This is a genomic window from Mycobacterium appelbergii (assembly GCF_032883035.1).
Lineage (GTDB): Bacteria > Actinomycetota > Actinomycetes > Mycobacteriales > Mycobacteriaceae > Mycobacterium > Mycobacterium appelbergii.
The window spans coordinates 24314-43340 of the sequence record NZ_JAMQTH010000001.1; the positions used below are offsets into that span (position 1 = coordinate 24314).

Sequence of the window (19027 nt, forward strand, 5' to 3'; positions counted from 1 at the left end):
AAGAGATGCCCAGTAAAACCGTGACCGTCGGCTCAGCCATCGGATTGCACGCCCGCCCCGCCGCGATCATCGCCGAAGCCGTCGTCAACGCCGGAGTACCGGTCACCCTGGCCATGGACGGCGGGGATCCGGTCGACGCCGGTTCCGCGCTGATGATCATGACGCTGGGCGCCGGCAAGGACGCCCAGGTGACCGTCACCTCTGACGACGAGGCGGCGCTGGCAACGGTCGCCGATCTGGTGACCGCGGACCTCGACGCGTAGTTCCTTTACGGCCGCGGCAAGAAAGCGTCATCACCCTCCTCAGCGCACCTTTATGATTGCCTGCGTGCAATTAGCCGGTTGGCTTGGCGTGAGTAGGCGCGATTCTGGACAGGCACAGATTTGTTTGCTGTATGTGCATCAGCACACTGCAGGCAAGTCTGATGCCACGGGGGGTGGGTAGAGCGTGCAGCGCTTGATCGTGATGCTGCTGGCAGTATTGCTGGCTTTGTTCAGTGCGCCTCCGGCGTTGGCCATCGAACCACCTTCGATCGACGCAGCAGCCCTCCCACCTGATGAAACAGGCCCGGATCAGCCTACCGAACAGCGCAAGATCTGCGCCGCCCCCACGGTCATGCCGAACTCCAACTTCGCCGACAAACCATGGGCGAACGACTATCTGCGGATCCCCGAGGCACAGAAATTTGCAACGGGTGCCGGGGTAACTGTGGCCGTGATCGACACCGGCGTCAACGGTTCGCCACGCGTCCCGGCCGAACCCGGAGGTGACTTCGTCGACGCTGCGGGCGACGGTATGTCCGACTGCGACGCCCACGGGACGCTCACCGCGTCGATCATCGCCGGCCGGCCGGCACCCACCGACGGCTTCGTCGGCGTCGCACCCGACGCCCGGCTCATCTCGCTACGCCAGACGTCCGTGGCGTTCCAGCCGAAGGGCTCACGCCAAGATCCCAACGATCCCAACACCACCCAGACCGCGGGCTCGATCCGGAGCCTGGCCCGGTCGGTGGTGCACGCGGCGAACCTGGGTGCGCAGGTGATCAACATCAGTGAGGCCGCCTGCTACAAGGTGACCCGCCGTATCGACGAGACCAGCCTGGGTGCGGCCATCAACTACGCCGTCAACGTCAAAGGTGCGGTGATCGTGGTGGCCGCGGGCAACACCGGCCAGGACTGCACGCAGAACCCACCGCCGGACCCGTCCATCCCCGCCGACCCGCGTGGCTGGAAGCAGGTCCAGACCATCGTCAGCCCGGCCTGGTACGACCCGCTGGTGCTGACGGTCGGCAGCATCGGCCAGAACGGCCAGCCGAGCAACTTCTCCATGTCCGGCCCGTGGGTCGGTGCGGCGGCACCCGGTGAAAACCTGGTGGCGCTCGGTTACGACGGTCAGCCCGTCAACGCCACGCCCGGGGAAGACGGCCCGGTGCCGCTCAACGGCACTTCCTTTGCCGCCGCCTATGTTTCAGGCCTGGCCGCGTTGCTCAAGCAGCGGTTTCCCGACCTCACCGCGGCGCAGATCATCAACCGGATCACCTCCACCGCGCGTCATCCGGGTGGCGGTGTGGACAACTACGTCGGCGCTGGCGTAGTCGATCCCGTCGCCGCACTGACGTGGGAAGTTCCCGACGGCCCGGAGAAGGTGCCGTACCGGGTTAAGGAAGTGCCACCGCCGCCGTACATTCCGCCGCCGGACCGTGGCCCCATCACCGCCGTCGTCGTCATCGGGGTCGGTCTCGCGCTGATTCTCGGCGTGGGCGCCCTGGCCCGCCGTGCGCTGAGGCGCCGATGAACTTCCTGCGCCAGTTCGGTTTTCGGTTCACCACCGGGCACGCCATCTGGGCGGCCGCGCTGATTCCGGGCTGCATCGCCCTGTGCCTGTATTTCAAGCTGATGTGGTTGGGCATCACGCTGGCGGTGCTGATCGCGATCTTCTCGGTGCTGACCATCCGTGGCAGGCGGATCACCGGCTGGATCGTGGCGATCTTCTCCTGGCGGCGGCGACACCGCAGCACTCCCGACGTGGCGTCCGAGCCCGCGGTCGGGGCGACCGTCATGCCCGGCGACCACGTCGCCGTACGCTGGCAGGGCGACTACCTCATCTCGGTGATCGAGCTGGTGCCAAGGGCTTTCACGCCGACCGTGATCGTCAACGGCAATGCCGCCAGCGACGACACGATCAACACCAAACTCATCGAGGAACTCCTGGAGGCGCACTGCCCCGACCTGGAGGCCGACGTGGTGTCGGCCGGGTACCGGGTGGGCAAGACCGCGCCGGCCAGCCTGGTCGCGCTTTACGAGCAGGTGGTCGGGCCCTACCCGGCGCCCGCCAACCGGCGGACCTGGATTGTGTTGCGCGCCAACCCCGAGAAGACACAGCGTTCGGCACAACGCCGCGACGCCGGTGTGTCGGGGCTGGCCCGGTACCTGGTGGCGTCGGCGACGCGCATTGCCGACCAATTGGCCAGCAACGGTGTCGACGCACGCTGCAGCCGCAGTTTCGACGACTACGACAAAGCCACCGAGATCAGCTTCGAGCGGGAGACCTGGTCGGCGATCAAGGGCCGCAGCACGTTCACCGCGGCCTACAACGCCCCCGGCGGGCCCGACGTGTGGTGGTCGGCGCGAGCCGACCACACCACCACCCGGCTCCGGTTGTGCCCCGGTGTCGCACCGACCGCGACGGTGCTGCTGACCACCTTGGCCAATCCCACGACCCCACGCGGGTTCTCGTGCCTGTTCGGCGGTCAACGGGCGGCGTTGCAAGGCATCAGCCCGGTCACCGACAAGCATTACGACCTGCCGATCGGCTCGGCCGGTGTGCTGGTCGGCGAGACCTCGGACCGCTATCCGGTGTACATGCCGTTCGACAACATCGACGTCAGCATCAACCTCGGCGATGCGCGGCTGTTCACCCAATTCGTCATCCGCTCCGCGGCCGCCGGTGCCGTCGTCACCCTCGGGCCACAGTTCCGCGAATTCGCGTCACTGATCAACGGCCGGGTCGGCAGGGTCGCCCGGGTTGCCTGGCCGAACTCGACGACCTACCTCGGGCCACACGAAGGCGTCGGCCGGGTGATCTTGCGGCCGAACTTCATCGACACTCCGCGGCATCGGCAACTGCCGATCAGTCTGATCAACCCGCGCGAGGAAAGTCGTTACCAGATGGCGCTGGAACAGTAGTCGGGAGGAATCGTGACAGAAGAGATGCATCCGCAGGTCGCTGCGGTCCTGCGCCAGGCGCAGCAGCTGCAATCGCTCATGGATGACCAGCTGCACAAGATGAACACCGAAACCTTCACGGCGACAGACGAAGCCCAGAGCGTGGAAGTCACTCTCAACGGCCATCATCACCTGACCGACGTCTACATCAAGGACGGTCTGCTGCGGTTGGGCGCCCACACCGTCGAGCAGCGGCTGAACGAGGCGCTGCAGAAGGCGACTGCCGCTGCGACGGCCTCCATCGAGGCCGACCGGGAGCGGCTCGACGGGATCGTTGCGCAGCTGACTTCCGATGGTCAATAGGTGTTACAGCCGTGATCGTCAGATTGAGACCACATTCACCGAGGTATTGCTGATCGCAAACCAAAAGATCAAATGGTGGGCTAAGCCTGGCACACGGCGGCCATGCCAGCACAGTTTCACCACCAGTCGGTTTATCCGTCGACGACCGTCAGATTAGTGAAGCCGAGGTAGCAGGACCGCTGAGATACTGAGAGTTGACTGCTGAAATCCTGACGAGGGGGTTATGTGGGCCCGCTTGATGCGTTCAATTCGACGTGGATAAAGGCCAGGGAGACATTCGGTCAGGGCACACCCGACGACGGATCACAGTACGACGGCAGTTCACGACTGATGCAGATGAAAGCTGGCGTCGAGGCTGCCGCACCCGATCACCGCTGGCAAGGTGCGGCAGCCGGCGCCTATGCAACCGCCAACAAGGAACACGCTGAGGTCTACGGCAAGCTCGCCGAACTCGATAAACAGATGGCTGCTGAAGTCGGGAAGGCGGCAAATGTCGTGATATCCGGGCGCCAAAAGCTCGACACAACCCGCGATTGGGTCGTCAGCGCCGCCGCATCGGTGCCCAACAATGACGCCGGCAGACGCATGCTCGTGCCGATCGTGAACAAGGGCCTCGGGGACGTCAGCGACATCATCCAGAAATCCACCAACGAGATGGCCGACATCGGCGGGCGCATCCGGGACCTCAACAAGGCATATGAGGAACTTACCCACCAAAAGTTCGCCCCTGGAACGGGCAAGGATTTGCCCAAAGAAGGGAAGGGCTCGGCAGAAGAGACCACAGACGATGCCCGCGCACGTGCAGAGCAGGACGTGCAGGACGCATTGGCCGGAGACCAGGAGGCAGCTACACGTGTTCACGATGTCCTAGACGCAATGCGTCCCGGACAACGCATCGGAACCGAAGCTCTGTCTGCCGAACAAGGTTCGTACGTCAGTCAACTGAATGCACAGATGAACGGTATGAGCACTGAGGAACTACTCGCGTCGGAGCAACGACTTGGCAGCCATAAAGACATAATCGGCAACTCGTGGCAATTGATGAGCAACGACGATATCTACTTTCCCAACACCGAAACCAAGGTCGACGCAATCGACAACCCCGGGGATATGGTTCAGGGAGGTTTTGACAAACTGCCACAGAGCTTGCAGGAGGCGCTGGCTAAGCAGAACCTGCCCATCCCGGGACTTGGTCTCGAAACCCGCGACTATGCCATAAGCAATGCGCTCGACGCTCACGAGTTGAGCGCAATCGCGGCGATCGTGAAAGACGGTAGCCCAGACTTTCAATCTAATACTGATCTTGACCGTGCAATCCTGGCGAAGGCTTCGAGCATGTCGGACCGATTGTACTGGCCCGAGCTTCACGACCCAAACCTGAGTCAACGTTGGGCCGATCCTGTCGTCTCAGACCTATTGTCAGCGGTGTCGCCCGACCATCATGCCATCCATGATGCAATAACCACCGGCGGAAATCATATCGAAGGAATCGACTCCGACAAGTTTCTTCACAATTTGACCCACCGCGCCTGGTCTGACGATGGTGATGCAATTGCATCGGCCCTGAGCTGGACTGGACACGAACACTCAGAAATCGCCGCCGACACGGCGGAAGCTTATGGCCGCTATATCGGCGAGAAGTACGATGACTTGCTCAATCTCGGGCCCAATCGGGACACCACCCTGGGGGAGCTCAACCCAAGACTTGTTCAAGGAATGGCCGAAGGCCTTAAGCCCTACATCGCAAATATCGCGGAATTGACGGGTGCGCCAAACAATGGTTTTGACTTCTTGGACACAGCCGAGAACAGGCAGAACGGTTCATTCCCTATCGCCAAGGGCATCTTCTCAGTGCTCAGCACGGACGAGATCGCGTCAAATTCGTTCAACGGCGCGGCACTCTTCGACGCCGCAGCCAGCCAGGACAAATGGGCGAGTGCGTTTGCCTCTGATGGACAGGATACGAAGTCATTCAACCGGTATTTGGAAGACGCGGTGACATTGCGGGGATTATCCGACTCCGGAATCCATAACGCGGTGGAACAGGGCGATTTGAACGAGCAAGAAAAGGTTCACTCGGAATGGCAGCAGAAGAAGTCGGCCTGGGATACCGGATTTAAGGTGGCGAGCGCAACCGCCAGCATGGCGCCTGGCCCCTGGGCGTTATCCGGGCCGGCGATCGATCTAATGGGCACTGCTATGCAAGATTCATTCATCGGGCCTGAGCCGCGTATTGATTGGCAGCCTCAGGACCTGCCAGATATGGATATTGCGGTGGCTCAACAGCAGGTGTTGAATGCGTTACAGTCAAAAGGTATAGACATCGCCGGTTTACCGATGGGTTACTACGAATTGGTCGATCCCGACGATCCCGCTAAGGGCTTCAGGATTCTATCGTACGAGGAAATGGACCCTGCAACGATAGCCAGTCGCGAGTATAAGGACGTCGTAGGCGGCGTATTCCGTAATGTAGTGGGCGATGATCTCGGTATCACTATCGAGTCTCATGTACCGTCTCGATACAATAGCGTTACCGAAGATAGTGACCCGGCGACCGGAGATTCGTAATAGTGATCCCTGCCAACACGGCCAAATCGTTAGCTATGGTGTTTTGCCTAGCGTCGTCGGCGCTCGCCGGGTGTAGTTCCGGCAACGAAGTTGCGAAAACACCGCAACCAACCCCGACATTGCGTTGGGACGGAGTTGTCGCGGATCTGCGCTATGTCTGGAGTGCAGAGCCCGGGATCGAACTCGTCACGGGCCCGGCCGTTCCGATACGGGCGTATGTGGAGTCGTTCGCGTTGGTCCAACAAACCGGCGATATCGACAAGCTCTATCCAGGATTCGATAAGGCGGTCGCCCCCAACGGTTCAGACGATGGGCCTCGACATGCCCTTGGCTTGTGGCCAGAAACGGAATACGCCTTACGCTCCCCTAGGGTCGGCACAAGCCGCCAACACATCTTGTCCGTCACGAGGGACGAACATGAGGTGGTTGTTGTGACGTGCACTTGGGATTACACAACCGCGCGCGCCACTGACGACGACAAGTACTCATTCCACCCCTCGGGCGCAGCGTCCCCGGAAACCGCAGGGATTTCAGCGCTGCGTATCACCATGACACCGCCCGGCATCGGCAACAATGATCTCCCGCCTCAATCCGGACCGTCTCCATCTCCGTCCACCGATGTTTTCGGCCAATGGAGAATTACCGGCAAGCTCAACCCTCGTGGAGAGCTTCGCGACGATGAGTGGCCAACTTCTCAGCAAGACGTAGCCCAATGCGTCGCCAAAGCGCCCGACCCTGTAGACCGTCGGACAGTTCTCGTCACAGGCGAACATCCGCGGGCTGATTTTCCTACTGAAGCCCCGCATCCGGGATGGCCGTCCTGAACTCAGACCTCCCACGGAAATGGACTGCTCGCCGACACACCATTAATCGGCGTGCAACCGAACTGCTTTGAGGATCAAGGTCCTGGGGGCCATCCGGCGTGGGCGTCAGATTACTGCTTGGTGTCCTTGACATCCTTGCGCGGACGGTGACCGATGACGGCCTCGGTCCACTCGCGGTCTTCCTCGTAGAGCGACTCGTCTTCCGAGAGACTCGGATTGCGGCGCTTCTCCTTGCCCTGGCCGCCCTGGCCATGGCCACCGCCCATGCCACCCATGCCGCCGCCCATGCCGCCAACCCCGCCGCCACCCGAGGCGCCTGAGGGTCCGACGCCGCCGCCGCGGGCGCCCGCTGGGGATGCCGCCACCGAGTCCGCTCCGACGGCAGGGCCGAGGGGCCCGGCGGGCATACCGCCGCCGCCACCGCCCATTCCGCCACCGCCACCGCCAGCGCTGGCCGGCTTGAGGCTGGGTTCCTCGAGACCGGGAATCTCAGGGCCACCCTCAGGCATGCCCTCGGGAAGACCACCCGGCGCGCCGCCGCCAGGTGGCGCACCACCGCCCGACGGGGAGCCGCCGCCGGAGGGCGAGCCACCGCCGCTGGGCGAACCCGACGGTTTCTCCCCCGCTGAGGGATCAAGGCCCGCCGGTGACATCGGCGGATCGAGCGACGGCATCTTGGGCATCTCCGGGGTGCCGCCACCGGCGCCGCCGCTACCTCCACCCGTGCCGCCACCTGGTCCGCCGCCGGGGCCTCCGGGGGTTTGAGGGCCGGGATGTGTCGCCTCACCGTCATGGACCGTCGGCAGCCCACCAATCGCCGGTGGCTTGCCCGGCCTTATCTCCTGGAGCGTGGTGCGACCATAGGCCTCGAGTGCATCCTCTGACTGCCGCTGGAAGGCCTCCCACATCATCGATTTGGCGTCCTGGGCAGTCATGTTCTGCGCCGCGCCGAGAGCTTCCCAGTCTGCGCTGTAATACTCCTCCACATCCTTTAACGTGGGATGGCTGGCGACCAGCTTGTCATGCGCGTCGGCAAACGTGGTCGCCTCTTGAGCCAGCCTGCCGCACTCTGCACCCATGTCCCTCCACCAGCTCGATAGTCGTCGCTGAGCCTCCGCACACGTTTCGGCAGCAGGGCCGTGCCACCCCTCTGCAGGCTGCGAGAAGTTCGCCCCGTGGCCCTCCAGGACTGACTGGTAATCCCTCCACTTGTCCCGCAAAAACTTGATTGATAGGGCCTGTATATCGCCGCCATATATTTCTCGCGCGGCCTCATCCCAATCCTTGTCGTCACCTTCCCCACTAGAAGAGGGATAGGCCGGGGACGGAATGGGCAGCGAGCCAGGAATACTTGCCATGTCTGGAGCAGCCGTCTCAGCTGGCGGCGGTCCATCACTACCATTCATCTGACTATTCAGCGCTGCGGTTTTCGCGTCTTGAACCTTCTTGTAGGCACCGGCCGCAGCTCGCAGGGCCGCCGCGATACGCTCTCCCTCACGGTCTCCCGCTTTAAGCGTCGCCGTCATTTTCGAGGCCGACGCCAAAACTTTGTTCCAAAGTGAGAACGTAGTCAGGAGCATGTCCGGCGGGTTTGCCTCTTCCGGCGGTCCTTCGGGGCGAGGTGTCTCGCAGATATGGGCTTTTGCCTCCAGCCCCTCGGTCGCGTACCGCAACTCATCACCCATTGCAGACCATCCTCTCTACACCCATGACGCCCGCTGATGGCCACAGAAGTTCTCTGTAGCGAACCCCGAATTGTTGCTTGAGCGGCCTGCTTGCTTGGGCAAGCCGGCTATCGACGTCACGCAGGCAATCATAAGGGCGTACCGAACGCGCTAGCCGCGTTATTTCTCACCGGCCACCCGCCGGACATTGTGTTCCGCCCATCGCCGTTGCTTACGTCGCGATGGCGTCAGCGGTCAGCTGCCCTACGTGCTGCCAGTAAACAAATTCGTTGACAGCTCGTCGTTGATCTTCTGGATCGGCGGCGGTGTGTGCCGCGTATATCGCTTGTTCCTGGGTGTGCGCCGCGTACTCCACAAAGGCCCGTAGATGCCGCGCACCTCGCTTAGAGGAACGACTGGCCAAGGGCTGCCACACCTTATCCCACAATGCGGTCCGCCGATCCTCGGGCGGATTGACATCAGCCAGCGCGGGCGGCAACACATTCACCAGATCGGTGTCGCTGATTTGCGCGAGTTGAGAGCTCGCCTGCGGGGCGATCACCTGCAGCCGGTCACGACCGGCCATCTTCCCGCTGGCAGGGATGTCTTCGGGTGTCAAAACTTCTTGGTGCACACCGGCATCCGAGTTCTTGAACTGCTCCGCAGTCGCGATCACCGCGCGCAACTCGGTGTCATGGTGCTCGGCCCAACGCTGCACCGCCACGACCGGTTCGTTCACCCAACTCGCACGCTCAGCGGGCGAGATCGACTCATCCGCAGAAGCCATGTGCACCTGCTCGGGCAGGTGCACCTGCTCAGGGATATAGGCCAGCCCATAGTTGTTGGCCACCACGATCTTGCCGTCCACGGTGAGCCCGGTGATCCAGAAGAACTTGTAATCAGCGTCATTGACCATGCCCGGCGCGTTGAGCGCCGCTGCGAGGCGCCGAGCCAAGCTCAACGGATCGTGGTCGCCGGCTTTACGGCGCAACGCCCCTGCCCTGGCTGCGGCCAGGGCTGCGTCGCGCTCCGCGCGCGCCGTCGACACCGGAATCGCCGCTGCCGCAGCAGTGGCCGGAGTGCTGGTATTCGCAATCGGTGCCGCGGAAGGCGGCGGGGCAGGCGCCGACGGACCGGCCGGCGGAGCTGTCGGCGGTGGGCCCAGAGGCATCCCTCCCATACCGCCGCCCATGGACGAACCACCAGCGCCGGTCGACGTTGGCGGTGCAACCGGCGCATGGCCAGTCCCACCACCGGATGCACCGGCAGTTGCGCTCGGCGGCGGAGCGGGAGCGTCGGTCACCGGCGGGGCGACCGAGGTCCCGGCCGGCTGCATCGTCGGCGGCGGCGCATTGTTCAGCCCCTGCGACAGCCCCTGCGCGAACTGCTGAGCCGGCGACTGCGGACCGAACGGTTGTGCATTCGCGGCGGCTGCAGCCTGAGACGGGTCCAGGCCGGTCGGAGTGGCACTTGCTGCCGGCGAACTGGCGCTGAGGGGACTGCTTGGTGCGCTGGGTGCGCTCGCGCTTGGGGCGCCGCCACCGAGGCTTGGAGCACCGGGCGCGCCGGACCCGCCAGCAACACCGGGCGACTTAGGCCCCGACGGGGATTGCTGGCTGCCGAAAGGAGGTGCCGCTGCAGGCTTCATGGGAGAACCTGCGCCTGCCTGTTCGGTCTGCTGATGCTCCAGAACGGGTTGGGGCGTTGACTCAGGAGTGACCGCTGGCCTAAAACCGGATCCAACGCCTTCTTGCTCTGCCGGTTGCTTGTCAAGTACAGGTTCGACTTCAGACTCGGCACTAACCGCAGGAACGAATCCAGGCCCCGGTGGCTTTCGCCCCTCTTGAGGCGTCTTGCCAGTCAAGAACAACGGGGAGTTTTCACTTGGCAATTCTTCGCCGTCTGACTGCGCTCCTGGCTGATCGCTGCCAGTCTCATTTGGCCCGTCGACGGGTGGCGGCGTTTCAGGTATATCTTTGCCGGTTAGGCGGCTGGCTAATGATTGAATCGCGTTCTTGTTAGCGGTGTACGTCTGGTCAACAATGCCTTGGACAGCCTCTGTAGCGTCGAGATCCTTCTCAGCCGCTTCTTCTAACGCAGCGCTAATCGACTTGAGCGCTTCTCCGACGTTGCCGACAATCGTATCCTTCGCAGCGCCGATGTGATCTATCGCATTTTGGCACCATCGAATTGCGTCATCGAGTTGCTTTTCGCGCTCAGCCATTGCTTTACTATGTTCTTCTACCTTTGCCGCCGCGGCGGTTGCACTACCACCCATCCATATATAGAGGCCATTGAACACAAGAGCCTTGACTTTATCCCAGGCCAACCGAGCTTCGGTAACACCAGATCTGATGCCCGACAGCATTTCCTTCCGGCTCTCAAATACTGACTCATCCGTTTCCGGCCAAGCACCGGTAGCGGTCATTTCGTCGGCGTACTGGCCGGTAGGCTTACTCCTGCTTAAAGCCGTCCCAACTGCATTGCCGATTGCGCCGCCGGTTGCACCACCCCCAAAGCTGCCTCCTACTGCCGCATTCATGACCCGGCCTTGCAGGCCCAATCGACTATCTTGACCAAGTAGGTTGCCGATTCCGCGAGGAAGCTATCCCGAGGCGTGTACGTCGGAAGCGCAGCCGCATACGCACGTCGATACTGAGCACCCAAAACTGCGAAATCTTCCAACGTGGGATTACCGCTGTTGCGCCCCAACTTCTCAATATCATCCGCGTTTGTGGTCATAACCGTAGTGACGGCGTCGATGATTCCCCTCTGCTCGGGCGTCCACGCCTTAGCTTCGATATTCGGATCGAGTGCGACCCATGCAGCAGTATCGTCGCTATATCGCGATACCATTGATGCCCACTCCGAACATATTGGGTTGACTTCAGGCAAGAAGACCTCTGGATTGGGTGCATCACCAAGCGTCGCAATCTTGGATGGCGGCGCGGGGTCAGCAATTGTACCCGATATCGTTTGTGCGCTTTTATAGTTTATCGCCGAGCATATGTTGGAAACACTGTTCCCTGCTGCCTCCGTGACTACTACGAAGTTATCATCGTCAGCGACGTACTTTGGAATTACATTAGTGAACGCGTGGGCGTAGGCAATGAACTGTTCGTACAGCTCACGCATCACCCGATGCGGGGTTCGCTTCATGAGCCCTACCGTCTGCTCGGCTGCACGGGTCATTGCCTTGCCAACGGTTTCGTACATGGTTCGCTGTTCTGGCGTCCACGCTCCAACAGAGACGGTTCTATCTCTGTCGTCCCAATTAACGGATTTGACCGTGTCGGCGTATTCTCGCCCAATCCTCGTCCAAGCATCGCAAGTGACGTCGTCAGTGATCACTGTTGCTGGTCCCGTGTCATTCGCGCTCGCGAATTCGGAATCGCTGCCTTGTGCAGATTGCGTCGGCCCATCACCACCGTTTGAATCGGACCGAAGCACGATTACTGTGCCGGCAATGCTCAGTGCAATCACCGCTACCAGAGCGAGGCCAATGAGGATCCACTTCCCTTTACCGCCCTTGTTCGGCGGCGGAAGCGGCGGACCGCCAGCCCATTGCTGCTGAGGTCCCCACTGCGGCGGTGTTCCTTGGTGTTGTCCCGATGGTGGACCACCCATGTATGGCGGCTGACCGCCGTGTCCCTGTTGAGGAGGCCCACCCCACTGAGGTCCTCCACCACCATTCGGCGGCTGGGAACCAAACGAATCTGGCGGGGGAGGCAAACTCATCAACACACCTTTTAGGTCAGAAACTTCACGGTCACAACAGAATTGATGGATCAGAAGGCGCTCGACGTGGCACTGGCTCCACGGGTGGAGCTAGCGGCGAACTTTCCGTCCCAAGATTTCCGTGCGGAGCCGCTACCGGTGCACGCTCAGGAGCGCTCGGCTCGGCGGTCGCACCCTCGACCTCGTTCGGACGCGCTTGCTCATCGTGTTTAGCTTTCTGCGCGTCCTCCTCCCGCCCATCATCCGGCTTCTGCGCGTCTTCCTTCTGTGCCGCCTCGCCGGCGACCTGGCTGATCTGCTGAATTCCCTGCTGCACGCCTTGCATCGCGGTCTGCGGAAGCTGTCCGAGCCGCTGAAGCATCTGCGTCGGGACCTGGCCCATCTGTTGAAGCATCTGCATGGGCATCTGCATCAGCTGTCCGAATTGGCCCATCGCATCTTGGGCTCCACCACCCGCGGGCGGACCGTACATTGAGTCGAATTCGGCCAGCGACTTCTTCACGTTGTCGTGGATCTCCTGATCCGTTTTCTCGTACTGGTCGGCCGCGACCCCGATGTTCGTTGCCGTACCCTTTGCATCCGCCCTGGTGCCTGGCAAGCCCTCAATGAAGGCCGCTTCCTTCTCTTGAGTCACCCGCTGCAGCGCGACCGAAAGCGGGTCTGTCCCCGAAGTTGTGAACATCGCCGGCGGATCTGGAAGGCTGGCTGCGGCGTCGCTCATGCCCAAGCCTCCGGCCCGCAGTTCGGGCGGATTCACCCGTAGCTCACCCGTCATCGACTACTCCCATCGCCGCACATACCAGTTGCATCTGCCGAGATAACCGGCCAGCGGAGGATCGCTAACGGCTCACACAGCCTTGGCACAACGTACGCACCAGGTCTCAGGCGGGAAGTCACTTGGCCACCCTCAGAAACATGCCAGCGCCAACCCGCCAACGTGGCGGTCTCATGGCACGCATCGGCAGTCCCCTCTACCAGTAGTTCAGCAAAATGCTACCCGAGCCGACAATGCCCCGAACGCACGAATTTGGCGGCCTATCAACCCGTCAGCTGGGCTGAACCGCGCCGAATTCAGTGCCAACACGTTGACAGGCGGTTCCCCATTCATGGCCGCATCCCCGCCTCAGTGCAACCGAAGATTCCTGAGCAGGTCGTACACGCCGGCGATCCACAGCAGCAGTGGGATCACCGCGGCGATGGTGGCGCCGTCGACCAGCTCCAGGATGCGTTTGGTCACCGGGGACACCCGGCGGACACCGTCGGTGGCGCCGACCACGATCAGCGCGACGATGGCCAGCACGGTGTAGCTGGCGAGCACCAGCCAGGCGTCGTCGGGGTTCCACAGGCACAGCCGCACCATCACCCCGGTCGGCACGGCAATGGCTGCCGCGAGCAGCGCCCAGGCACACCACCGTTCGGCGTACAGCCGTGAGCGGAACCCGCAGATGACCGCGACGAGCCCCGCCACGATCATGCTGTGGGTGAAGAAATGTCCTTGCACCACAACGGCGATCGCACCGACGGCCAGGATCAACGCGCCGGCGGACAGGAATCCGATGAGCAGCCTGCTGGTGAGTTGGCTGCGTTCCTGCAGTCGGACCGCGGACTCCGGGACCGAGGCGATGATCGCCTGCCAGGTCGGGGATTCCACGTCGACGGCGTCGGGTGTGGCCACGGGGTCGAGCAGTTCGTCGTTGGAGACCACCTCACCCGGCGCGGGGATCGGCGGCAGGGCGATACGGGCCACGGCCACAGTCAGTTTCGCCGCGTTGGTCACCACGATGAGACCGAATGCGATCGCACCGGCGGGCACCCAGCTGTGTGAGCCGTACCCGTACGCGATGGCGGCACCGGTGATCGCAATGGAGAGCACCGACAGGAAGGAGGCGGCCTCGGCGCGTTGGCGTGGCCCACCTCGGGTCGCCAGCGTCAGCAGCAACACAACCGCGCCGGCCCCGGCGATCTGCGGAGCGCCCAACGACTCGACACCGCGCGGCAGCGGAACCGCCAGTGCCGCAGCGCCGGCCAATACCGGTACCGCCCCGAGCAGCAGGCTCTCCGACATCGAGATGTTGTCGTAACGGGTCTTGGCCAGCATGCTGCCGACCAACAGCGCTACCCCGAGGACCGCCAGCGCCAGCGGCCACCACCAGCCGTGCCCGGTCCGACTCCACGACACCAGCGACATCACCGTGATGATGAACGCCACCACGGGAATCGCCAGACCCACAAAGCGGTTCAACGCCGTGCGGTCGAACACCGGAGATTCGTCGAGCACCGCGATCGCATCGATCACGTCCTCGACCAACGGCCGGTAACGCTCGGTGCGGCTCACCGACACCAACGTCAGCAGCGAACCGTCGACGATCCCGGCGTCGTCCAAGGATTCGTCGGCCTTCAGCGGTGGCGCACCCGGTCGCGCGAACGCCCACACCCCCTGCGCCGCAAAGTCGAACCCGGCCAGCACATCCTTGGGGCTGTCTTCGAGCAGATCGCCCAGGACACTGACCGTTTCGTCGATGTAAGTCTCGATCGCGGCCGCCGACGGCAGCACCAGATCGGTCATCCGCTTACCGGTGAGAATGGTAACCCGGGTGGTCGATGGTCGCCCAGGCGTCACACTCGACGCTTCTGTGGCCGCAGCTGTCGAGGTCAACGGCGTTCGAGTCTGTCGAAGTCGTCGGAAAGGGCTGCGGCCAGTTCGGTGATGCGGCGCTCGAAGGTGTCGCTGAGCAGATCAAGCTGAATCTCAGTGCCCGAGGCGATGTGCTTGTCCCACGGCAACACGATGACCCGGCCCGGCGGCACATGGCGCTCGAACTGCTGCACCAGATCGTCGACATCGACGTTCGGCTTCCCGGGTGTCACGTGGTTGATCACCACGCAGGACCGGCCGAGCAGGTCCTGATATCCGTTCTGGCGCAACCAGTCCATCGTGATCGCGGCCTGCCGTGCCCCGTCGATCGACGCGCTGGCGACGATGACCATGCCTGACACCGTGGACAGCACGCCGCGGGACGCCTTCTGGAACAGGCCCGCACCGCAGTCGGCCAGCACCAGGTTGTAGTAGCGCGACACCACACCGGTCGCGCCTTTCCAGTCGTCGTCGTTGAACTCGCGCTGCGCCCCGCTGTAATCCTCCGAGGACAACACCTCGAGGTTGGACGAGTTCATGCTCGTGTAGGCGCGAATGTCGTTGTAGCGGGACAGTTCCTGGTCGGCGAGCAGATCCGAGACCGTGGCCGCGGACTGACGCCCGGCACGGTCGGCGAGGTTGCCGCCGTCAGGATCAGCGTCGATCGCGAGGATCCGGTCACCGCGGATCTTGGCCATGGACGACCCGAGCGCAACGGTGACCGCGGTCTTGCCGACACCGCCCTTGAGGCCGAAAACGCCGATCTGGTAGGAATCCCGCGCGTTGCGGCGGATGCGGTTGTGCAGATCCAGCTCATAGACCTCATCGGGCGAGAGCCCCATGTTGATCCGCGTCATCATGTACAGCCAGTGCCGCCAACCACGCTGCGACGGCATCTTGACCGCAGTCTTCACCCCGACATGGGACAGCGCGTCGATGGCGCGGTGATTGCCCATCGAAGCCGCTGACGTCGGCCCGGGCTGGCTGGGCGTCGCGATCGCCTGGCCCGCGCGCCACTGGCCACTGATCTCCGGGTCGAACTCGGCGAACTGCGACGGGGCGGGCCCGGGTGCCACCCGTGCCGGAGGTCCGGGCATGGTGCGGGGCTGCTCGTGGCGGGCGCCCGAGCCGAAATTCTGCTGAGGCGCACGCAGCATGGAGTTCTGCGGCCACTGCGGGGCCGCCGGGGCCGGCATCTGCGGCGGCGGTGGCATCTGTGGTGCCGGCTCGGCGTGACGCGCCGGAGCGGCTTCGGCCTGCGTCTGTGTCGGCGCGACCGGTATCGAACTCGACGAGGGCTCAGCCGGCGCGGCTTCCCCGGTCGGCATCGGCGGCGGTGGTACCGCAGCGGCCTTCAGAATGGCATCTCTGTCCACCATGATTGTGGCGTCGTCGACCGGTTGTCCCGGTTCAGACGAGTGGAAGAGCCGGTCATAGTCGGCCGACATGGGTACCCCTCAAATAGTCACGTTCAGATAGTTAGATTTTCACACCCCGAGCGCACGTGGTGGGCGGGATCGGTTGACGCATGATTGGTCAACCTACTCCGCCCACCGTCGTACGTTCCCGTGTTCTTAGGCGAACATCCCGGTAACGCCGGCCTCGGTCTGAGCCATGGTCGAACCAGCCTCGCTGATGGTCTGCGCCAAATTCTGCAGCGCGGTGTTCAGCTCGTTGGCGGTGCTGTCCCAGCGCGTCTGCACGGCCTGGTAAGCCTCCGAACCGGAGCCACCCCACGCTGCGGCGAGCGAGGCGAGCGAGCCCTTGCCCTCGTCGAGCAGCCCGGCAGTCGTACCGACGGCACCGTGGATCTCGCTGGCGCCACCTTCGATACCGGCGAAATTCCATACCTGTTCTGTCATGTCTTATCTCCGTTTCTCAGTGTTCTGGTGGGGTGGTGGTCAGATGTTCATGGCCGACGACAGCGTCGAGGCCTGATCGTCGTCGGTGGAGGTGTACTGCGTCCCCGAGGTGTGGATGTTGTTCGAGATGTCGTTGAGCTCCTGCATCTGCTTGGCAGCAGCCTCATGGAAGCGGAGCAGCGCGGCCTGGGCAGCGGTACCGGCCTGGCCCACCATCTGGGCGGCCAAGGTGCCACCGGTGGACTCGACCTGAGCCATCACGCTCTTGAGCTCACCCGAGATACGGTCGAAATTCGCAGCCTCCTTGGCGAGGACGGCGGCATCTGTATTCATTCCAGCCATGTTTGGATTCCCCTTATTTTCCTTTGTCCTCACCAAACTCATGGCGAGTCCTCCGGCCGGGTGGCCGGAAAGTCTTGTCGTGAGACGACTTACCAGTCGTCATCTTCATCTTCTGACAGGTCATAACTGAGCGCGGTCGGGGCCGTCAGGCCCTCCTTCGATCCCCCGCTCTTGCCGTTCTTTCCCGCACCGGTCATCGGACCGGCGCCACCGCCGCCCGCACCAACCGGAGCCAGGCCACCCGTCGCGCCCGACGCCGCACCGGAAACCGGCGCCTTCGCCTCACCGGCGATGCCGAGCATCCCCGACAGCAACGGCGTACGCGGCGCGGTTCCGCCCGCGCCGGGCAGCGAGGCCGCCCGCACCAGCCCGGCACCGGAACTCGGCCCGGACCCCCCGATCAGCGGATGGTTCGAGAACGGGCCTGCACCCATCAGCCCCATCTGCATGCCTTTGTCGCTGCCGCCCATCTGGCTGAACATCGACGTCACCTGCTGCAGCGGCTGGGTCAGCGTCTGCATCGGCGTCTGCACCATCTGCGAAAGCTGCTGCGGAATCTGCGCGGCCTGCGATCCCATCTGCATGGCCATCTGCATGCCCTGCTGAAGTCCTTGCTGCGCCGGTTGCTGTTGTTGTTGCTGCTGGCCGGCCTGCTCGCCCTTCTGCGCCGCCCCCATGGCCCGCTGCTCGCCATGGTTGACCTGTGCCGCGGCGTTACCGGCCATCAACCCCATCGACTCGATGGTGGCCTGTGCACTCACCGACTCGACAACCATGTTGCGGGCCAGACCCGTTGCCACCCGGGGTGCGGTCTGGGCGAGCGCCGAAGCCGCCGTGGACTCCCCGACACCGGGCAACACCATCGGCTTCATCGGCATGATCGGCTCGAACAACAGATTCATCGTGGTTTCGGCGTGATAGCCGTCCATCGCACCGGCTGCCTGATGCCACATCCGGACGAAGTAATCCATCTCGTTCATGCCGATCGGCATCGTATTGATGCCCAGGAAGTTGGTGGCTTCCAGAACGCCGTGCGTGATGTGGTTCTGCTCAATCTCCGGCAGCGGCGGCGTGGTAGCCAGAGCAAGGGTGTAGGAGCTTGCCTGAGCGGTTGCCTGCAATGCACGTTTCTGCGCCTGCATCGCCGTTGTCCGTAACCACATGATCATCGGCATGGTCGCAGCAACCGCGCGTTCGCTTGCCGTTCCGTTCCACAGCGACGTCAGGTTACTGAGCGCGCCGGCCAACTCGTCGGCCTGCGTTTCCAGCAGGATCGCCAACCCCTCCCAGCCGCCTGCGGCCTGGAGCATCGGTGCCGGACCCGCACCCAACATCAACCGTGCGGTGTTGACCTCCGGAGGCATGGCGACCCAGATCGGTGGGATGGGCGGCGCCGCGACCATTGTTCGATGACCCTATCGCTAGAAACTATGCGTGACGTGCTAGAGAGTGGCTGCGTTGGCCGAGTCGACGGCGTTGTAGATGCCGGCGATCTCCGAGAATGCCGCACCGGCCCGGGTGAGTTCCTCCTGCGCGAACGCATTGGTCGTGAGGGCCTCGAGGCCCTCGCTCGCGAAGGCGAGGGCTGCCAGGAGCGAGACCTCGTCGGCACCTGCGGGGACCAGTGCGGTCACCGCGGCCGACGCGGTCGTGCCGCCTGCCAGACCACGGGTCGCGTTTGCGATCACCTGTGCGGCAACAGCTTCGGCACCGGGATTGTGCGTCATTGGTTGCATTTGCGTGCTCTCCTTGTTGTTTTCCAAATTCCCCAGGACAAGCACTCGCCAGCGACGCGGCAGCAGTTTGCCACATCGTTAAGGAATCTGTCCCCCGATCCCTTTGCTGGCGGGCTGCCGCCAGCGTTGCT

At 63.2% G+C, this 19027-nt stretch carries 15 protein-coding genes; 5 read left to right on the forward strand and 10 right to left on the reverse strand.

Features of this window, described 5'->3' with window-relative positions; all coding sequences use genetic code 11:
• Nucleotides 1–5 precede the first annotated feature (5 nt).
• The 5 genes from M1247_RS00130 to M1247_RS00150 all read left to right on the forward strand — a co-directional run bounded on the left by M1247_RS00130 (nt 6) and on the right by M1247_RS00150 (nt 6095).
• Nucleotides 6–263: an HPr family phosphocarrier protein gene (locus M1247_RS00130; protein ID WP_317154231.1), complete on the forward strand. Its 258-nt coding sequence runs from the start codon at nt 6–8 to the stop codon at nt 261–263.
• A 184-nt stretch (nt 264–447) separates the two neighbouring features.
• Nucleotides 448–1794, forward strand: coding sequence for a type VII secretion-associated serine protease mycosin (gene mycP / locus M1247_RS00135; RefSeq protein ID WP_317154232.1), 1347 nt, complete (start codon nt 448–450; stop codon nt 1792–1794).
• Entirely contained in the window at nt 1791–3185 is a 1395-nt protein-coding gene (eccE, locus tag M1247_RS00140) for a type VII secretion protein EccE (RefSeq protein WP_317154233.1), read from the forward strand. Before mycP ends, eccE begins: the two co-directional genes overlap by 4 nt.
• Before the next feature lie 12 nt (nt 3186–3197).
• A complete protein-coding gene (locus M1247_RS00145) occupies nt 3198–3527 on the forward strand; it encodes a YbaB/EbfC family nucleoid-associated protein (RefSeq protein ID WP_317154234.1) in 330 nt (109 codons plus the stop codon).
• Between the two features lie 225 nt (nt 3528–3752).
• Complete coding sequence (locus tag M1247_RS00150) at nt 3753–6095, forward strand: TPR repeat domain-containing protein (RefSeq protein ID WP_317154235.1); 2343 nt, start codon at nt 3753–3755, stop codon at nt 6093–6095.
• Nucleotides 6096–7029: 934 nt separating this feature from the next.
• Here the strand turns inward: M1247_RS00150 and M1247_RS36365 are convergent.
• The 10 genes from M1247_RS36365 to M1247_RS00205 form a co-directional block, all read right to left on the reverse strand.
• Entirely contained in the window at nt 7030–8604 is a 1575-nt protein-coding gene (locus tag M1247_RS36365; protein ID WP_410506785.1) for a PPE domain-containing protein, read from the reverse strand.
• 211 nt (nt 8605–8815) lie between these two features.
• Nucleotides 8816–11011 carry an EspK C-terminal domain-containing protein gene (locus M1247_RS00165; protein ID WP_317154236.1) on the reverse strand — a complete coding sequence of 732 codons (2196 nt, stop codon included), beginning with the start codon at nt 11009–11011 and terminating at the stop codon, nt 8816–8818.
• A 110-nt stretch (nt 11012–11121) separates the two neighbouring features.
• Complete coding sequence (locus M1247_RS00170; RefSeq protein WP_317154237.1) at nt 11122–12066, reverse strand: ESX-1 system-associated protein; 945 nt, start codon at nt 12064–12066, stop codon at nt 11122–11124.
• Nucleotides 12067–12352: 286 nt separating this feature from the next.
• Nucleotides 12353–13096 carry a hypothetical protein gene (locus M1247_RS00175; protein ID WP_317154238.1) on the reverse strand — a complete coding sequence of 248 codons (744 nt, stop codon included), beginning with the start codon at nt 13094–13096 and terminating at the stop codon, nt 12353–12355.
• 348 nt (nt 13097–13444) lie between these two features.
• The gene (gene eccD, locus M1247_RS00180; RefSeq protein WP_317154239.1) at nt 13445–14977 is read right to left on the reverse strand and encodes a type VII secretion integral membrane protein EccD; all 1533 of its coding nucleotides are present in this window, start codon (nt 14975–14977) and stop codon (nt 13445–13447) included.
• Nucleotides 14974–16404 carry an ESX-1 associated ATP-binding protein EpsI N-terminal domain-containing protein gene (locus M1247_RS00185; RefSeq protein ID WP_317154240.1) on the reverse strand — a complete coding sequence of 477 codons (1431 nt, stop codon included), beginning with the start codon at nt 16402–16404 and terminating at the stop codon, nt 14974–14976. Before M1247_RS00185 ends, eccD begins: the two co-directional genes overlap by 4 nt.
• Before the next feature lie 126 nt (nt 16405–16530).
• Complete coding sequence (locus tag M1247_RS00190) at nt 16531–16818, reverse strand: WXG100 family type VII secretion target (protein WP_317154241.1); 288 nt, start codon at nt 16816–16818, stop codon at nt 16531–16533.
• Between the two features lie 39 nt (nt 16819–16857).
• Nucleotides 16858–17160: a WXG100 family type VII secretion target gene (locus M1247_RS00195; protein WP_317154242.1), complete on the reverse strand. Its 303-nt coding sequence runs from the start codon at nt 17158–17160 to the stop codon at nt 16858–16860.
• 89 nt (nt 17161–17249) lie between these two features.
• The gene (locus M1247_RS00200; protein ID WP_317154243.1) at nt 17250–18563 is read right to left on the reverse strand and encodes a PPE family protein; all 1314 of its coding nucleotides are present in this window, start codon (nt 18561–18563) and stop codon (nt 17250–17252) included.
• 39 nt (nt 18564–18602) lie between these two features.
• Nucleotides 18603–18896, reverse strand: coding sequence for a PE family protein (locus tag M1247_RS00205; RefSeq protein ID WP_317154244.1), 294 nt, complete (start codon nt 18894–18896; stop codon nt 18603–18605).
• Between the last annotated feature and the right edge of the window lie 131 nt (nt 18897–19027).

Excerpts from the sequence above, each read along its gene's own strand:
- M1247_RS00130 (WP_317154231.1), top strand. The coding sequence starts at position 6 with ATGCCCAGTAAAACCGTGACCGTCGGCTCAGCCATCGGATTGCACGCC.
- M1247_RS00185 (WP_317154240.1), bottom strand. The coding sequence starts at position 16,404 with ATGTCGGCCGACTATGACCGGCTCTTCCACTCGTCTGAACCGGGACAA.
- M1247_RS00195 (WP_317154242.1), bottom strand. The coding sequence starts at position 17,160 with ATGGCTGGAATGAATACAGATGCCGCCGTCCTCGCCAAGGAGGCTGCG.
- M1247_RS00205 (WP_317154244.1), bottom strand. The coding sequence starts at position 18,896 with ATGCAACCAATGACGCACAATCCCGGTGCCGAAGCTGTTGCCGCACAG.
- eccE (WP_317154233.1), top strand. The coding sequence starts at position 1,791 with ATGAACTTCCTGCGCCAGTTCGGTTTTCGGTTCACCACCGGGCACGCC.
- M1247_RS00190 (WP_317154241.1), bottom strand. The coding sequence starts at position 16,818 with ATGACAGAACAGGTATGGAATTTCGCCGGTATCGAAGGTGGCGCCAGC.
- M1247_RS00175 (WP_317154238.1), bottom strand. The coding sequence starts at position 13,096 with ATGACGGGTGAGCTACGGGTGAATCCGCCCGAACTGCGGGCCGGAGGC.
- M1247_RS00200 (WP_317154243.1), bottom strand. The coding sequence starts at position 18,563 with ATGGTCGCGGCGCCGCCCATCCCACCGATCTGGGTCGCCATGCCTCCG.
- M1247_RS36365 (WP_410506785.1), bottom strand. The coding sequence starts at position 8,604 with ATGGGTGATGAGTTGCGGTACGCGACCGAGGGGCTGGAGGCAAAAGCC.
- M1247_RS00165 (WP_317154236.1), bottom strand. The coding sequence starts at position 11,011 with ATGACCGCTACCGGTGCTTGGCCGGAAACGGATGAGTCAGTATTTGAG.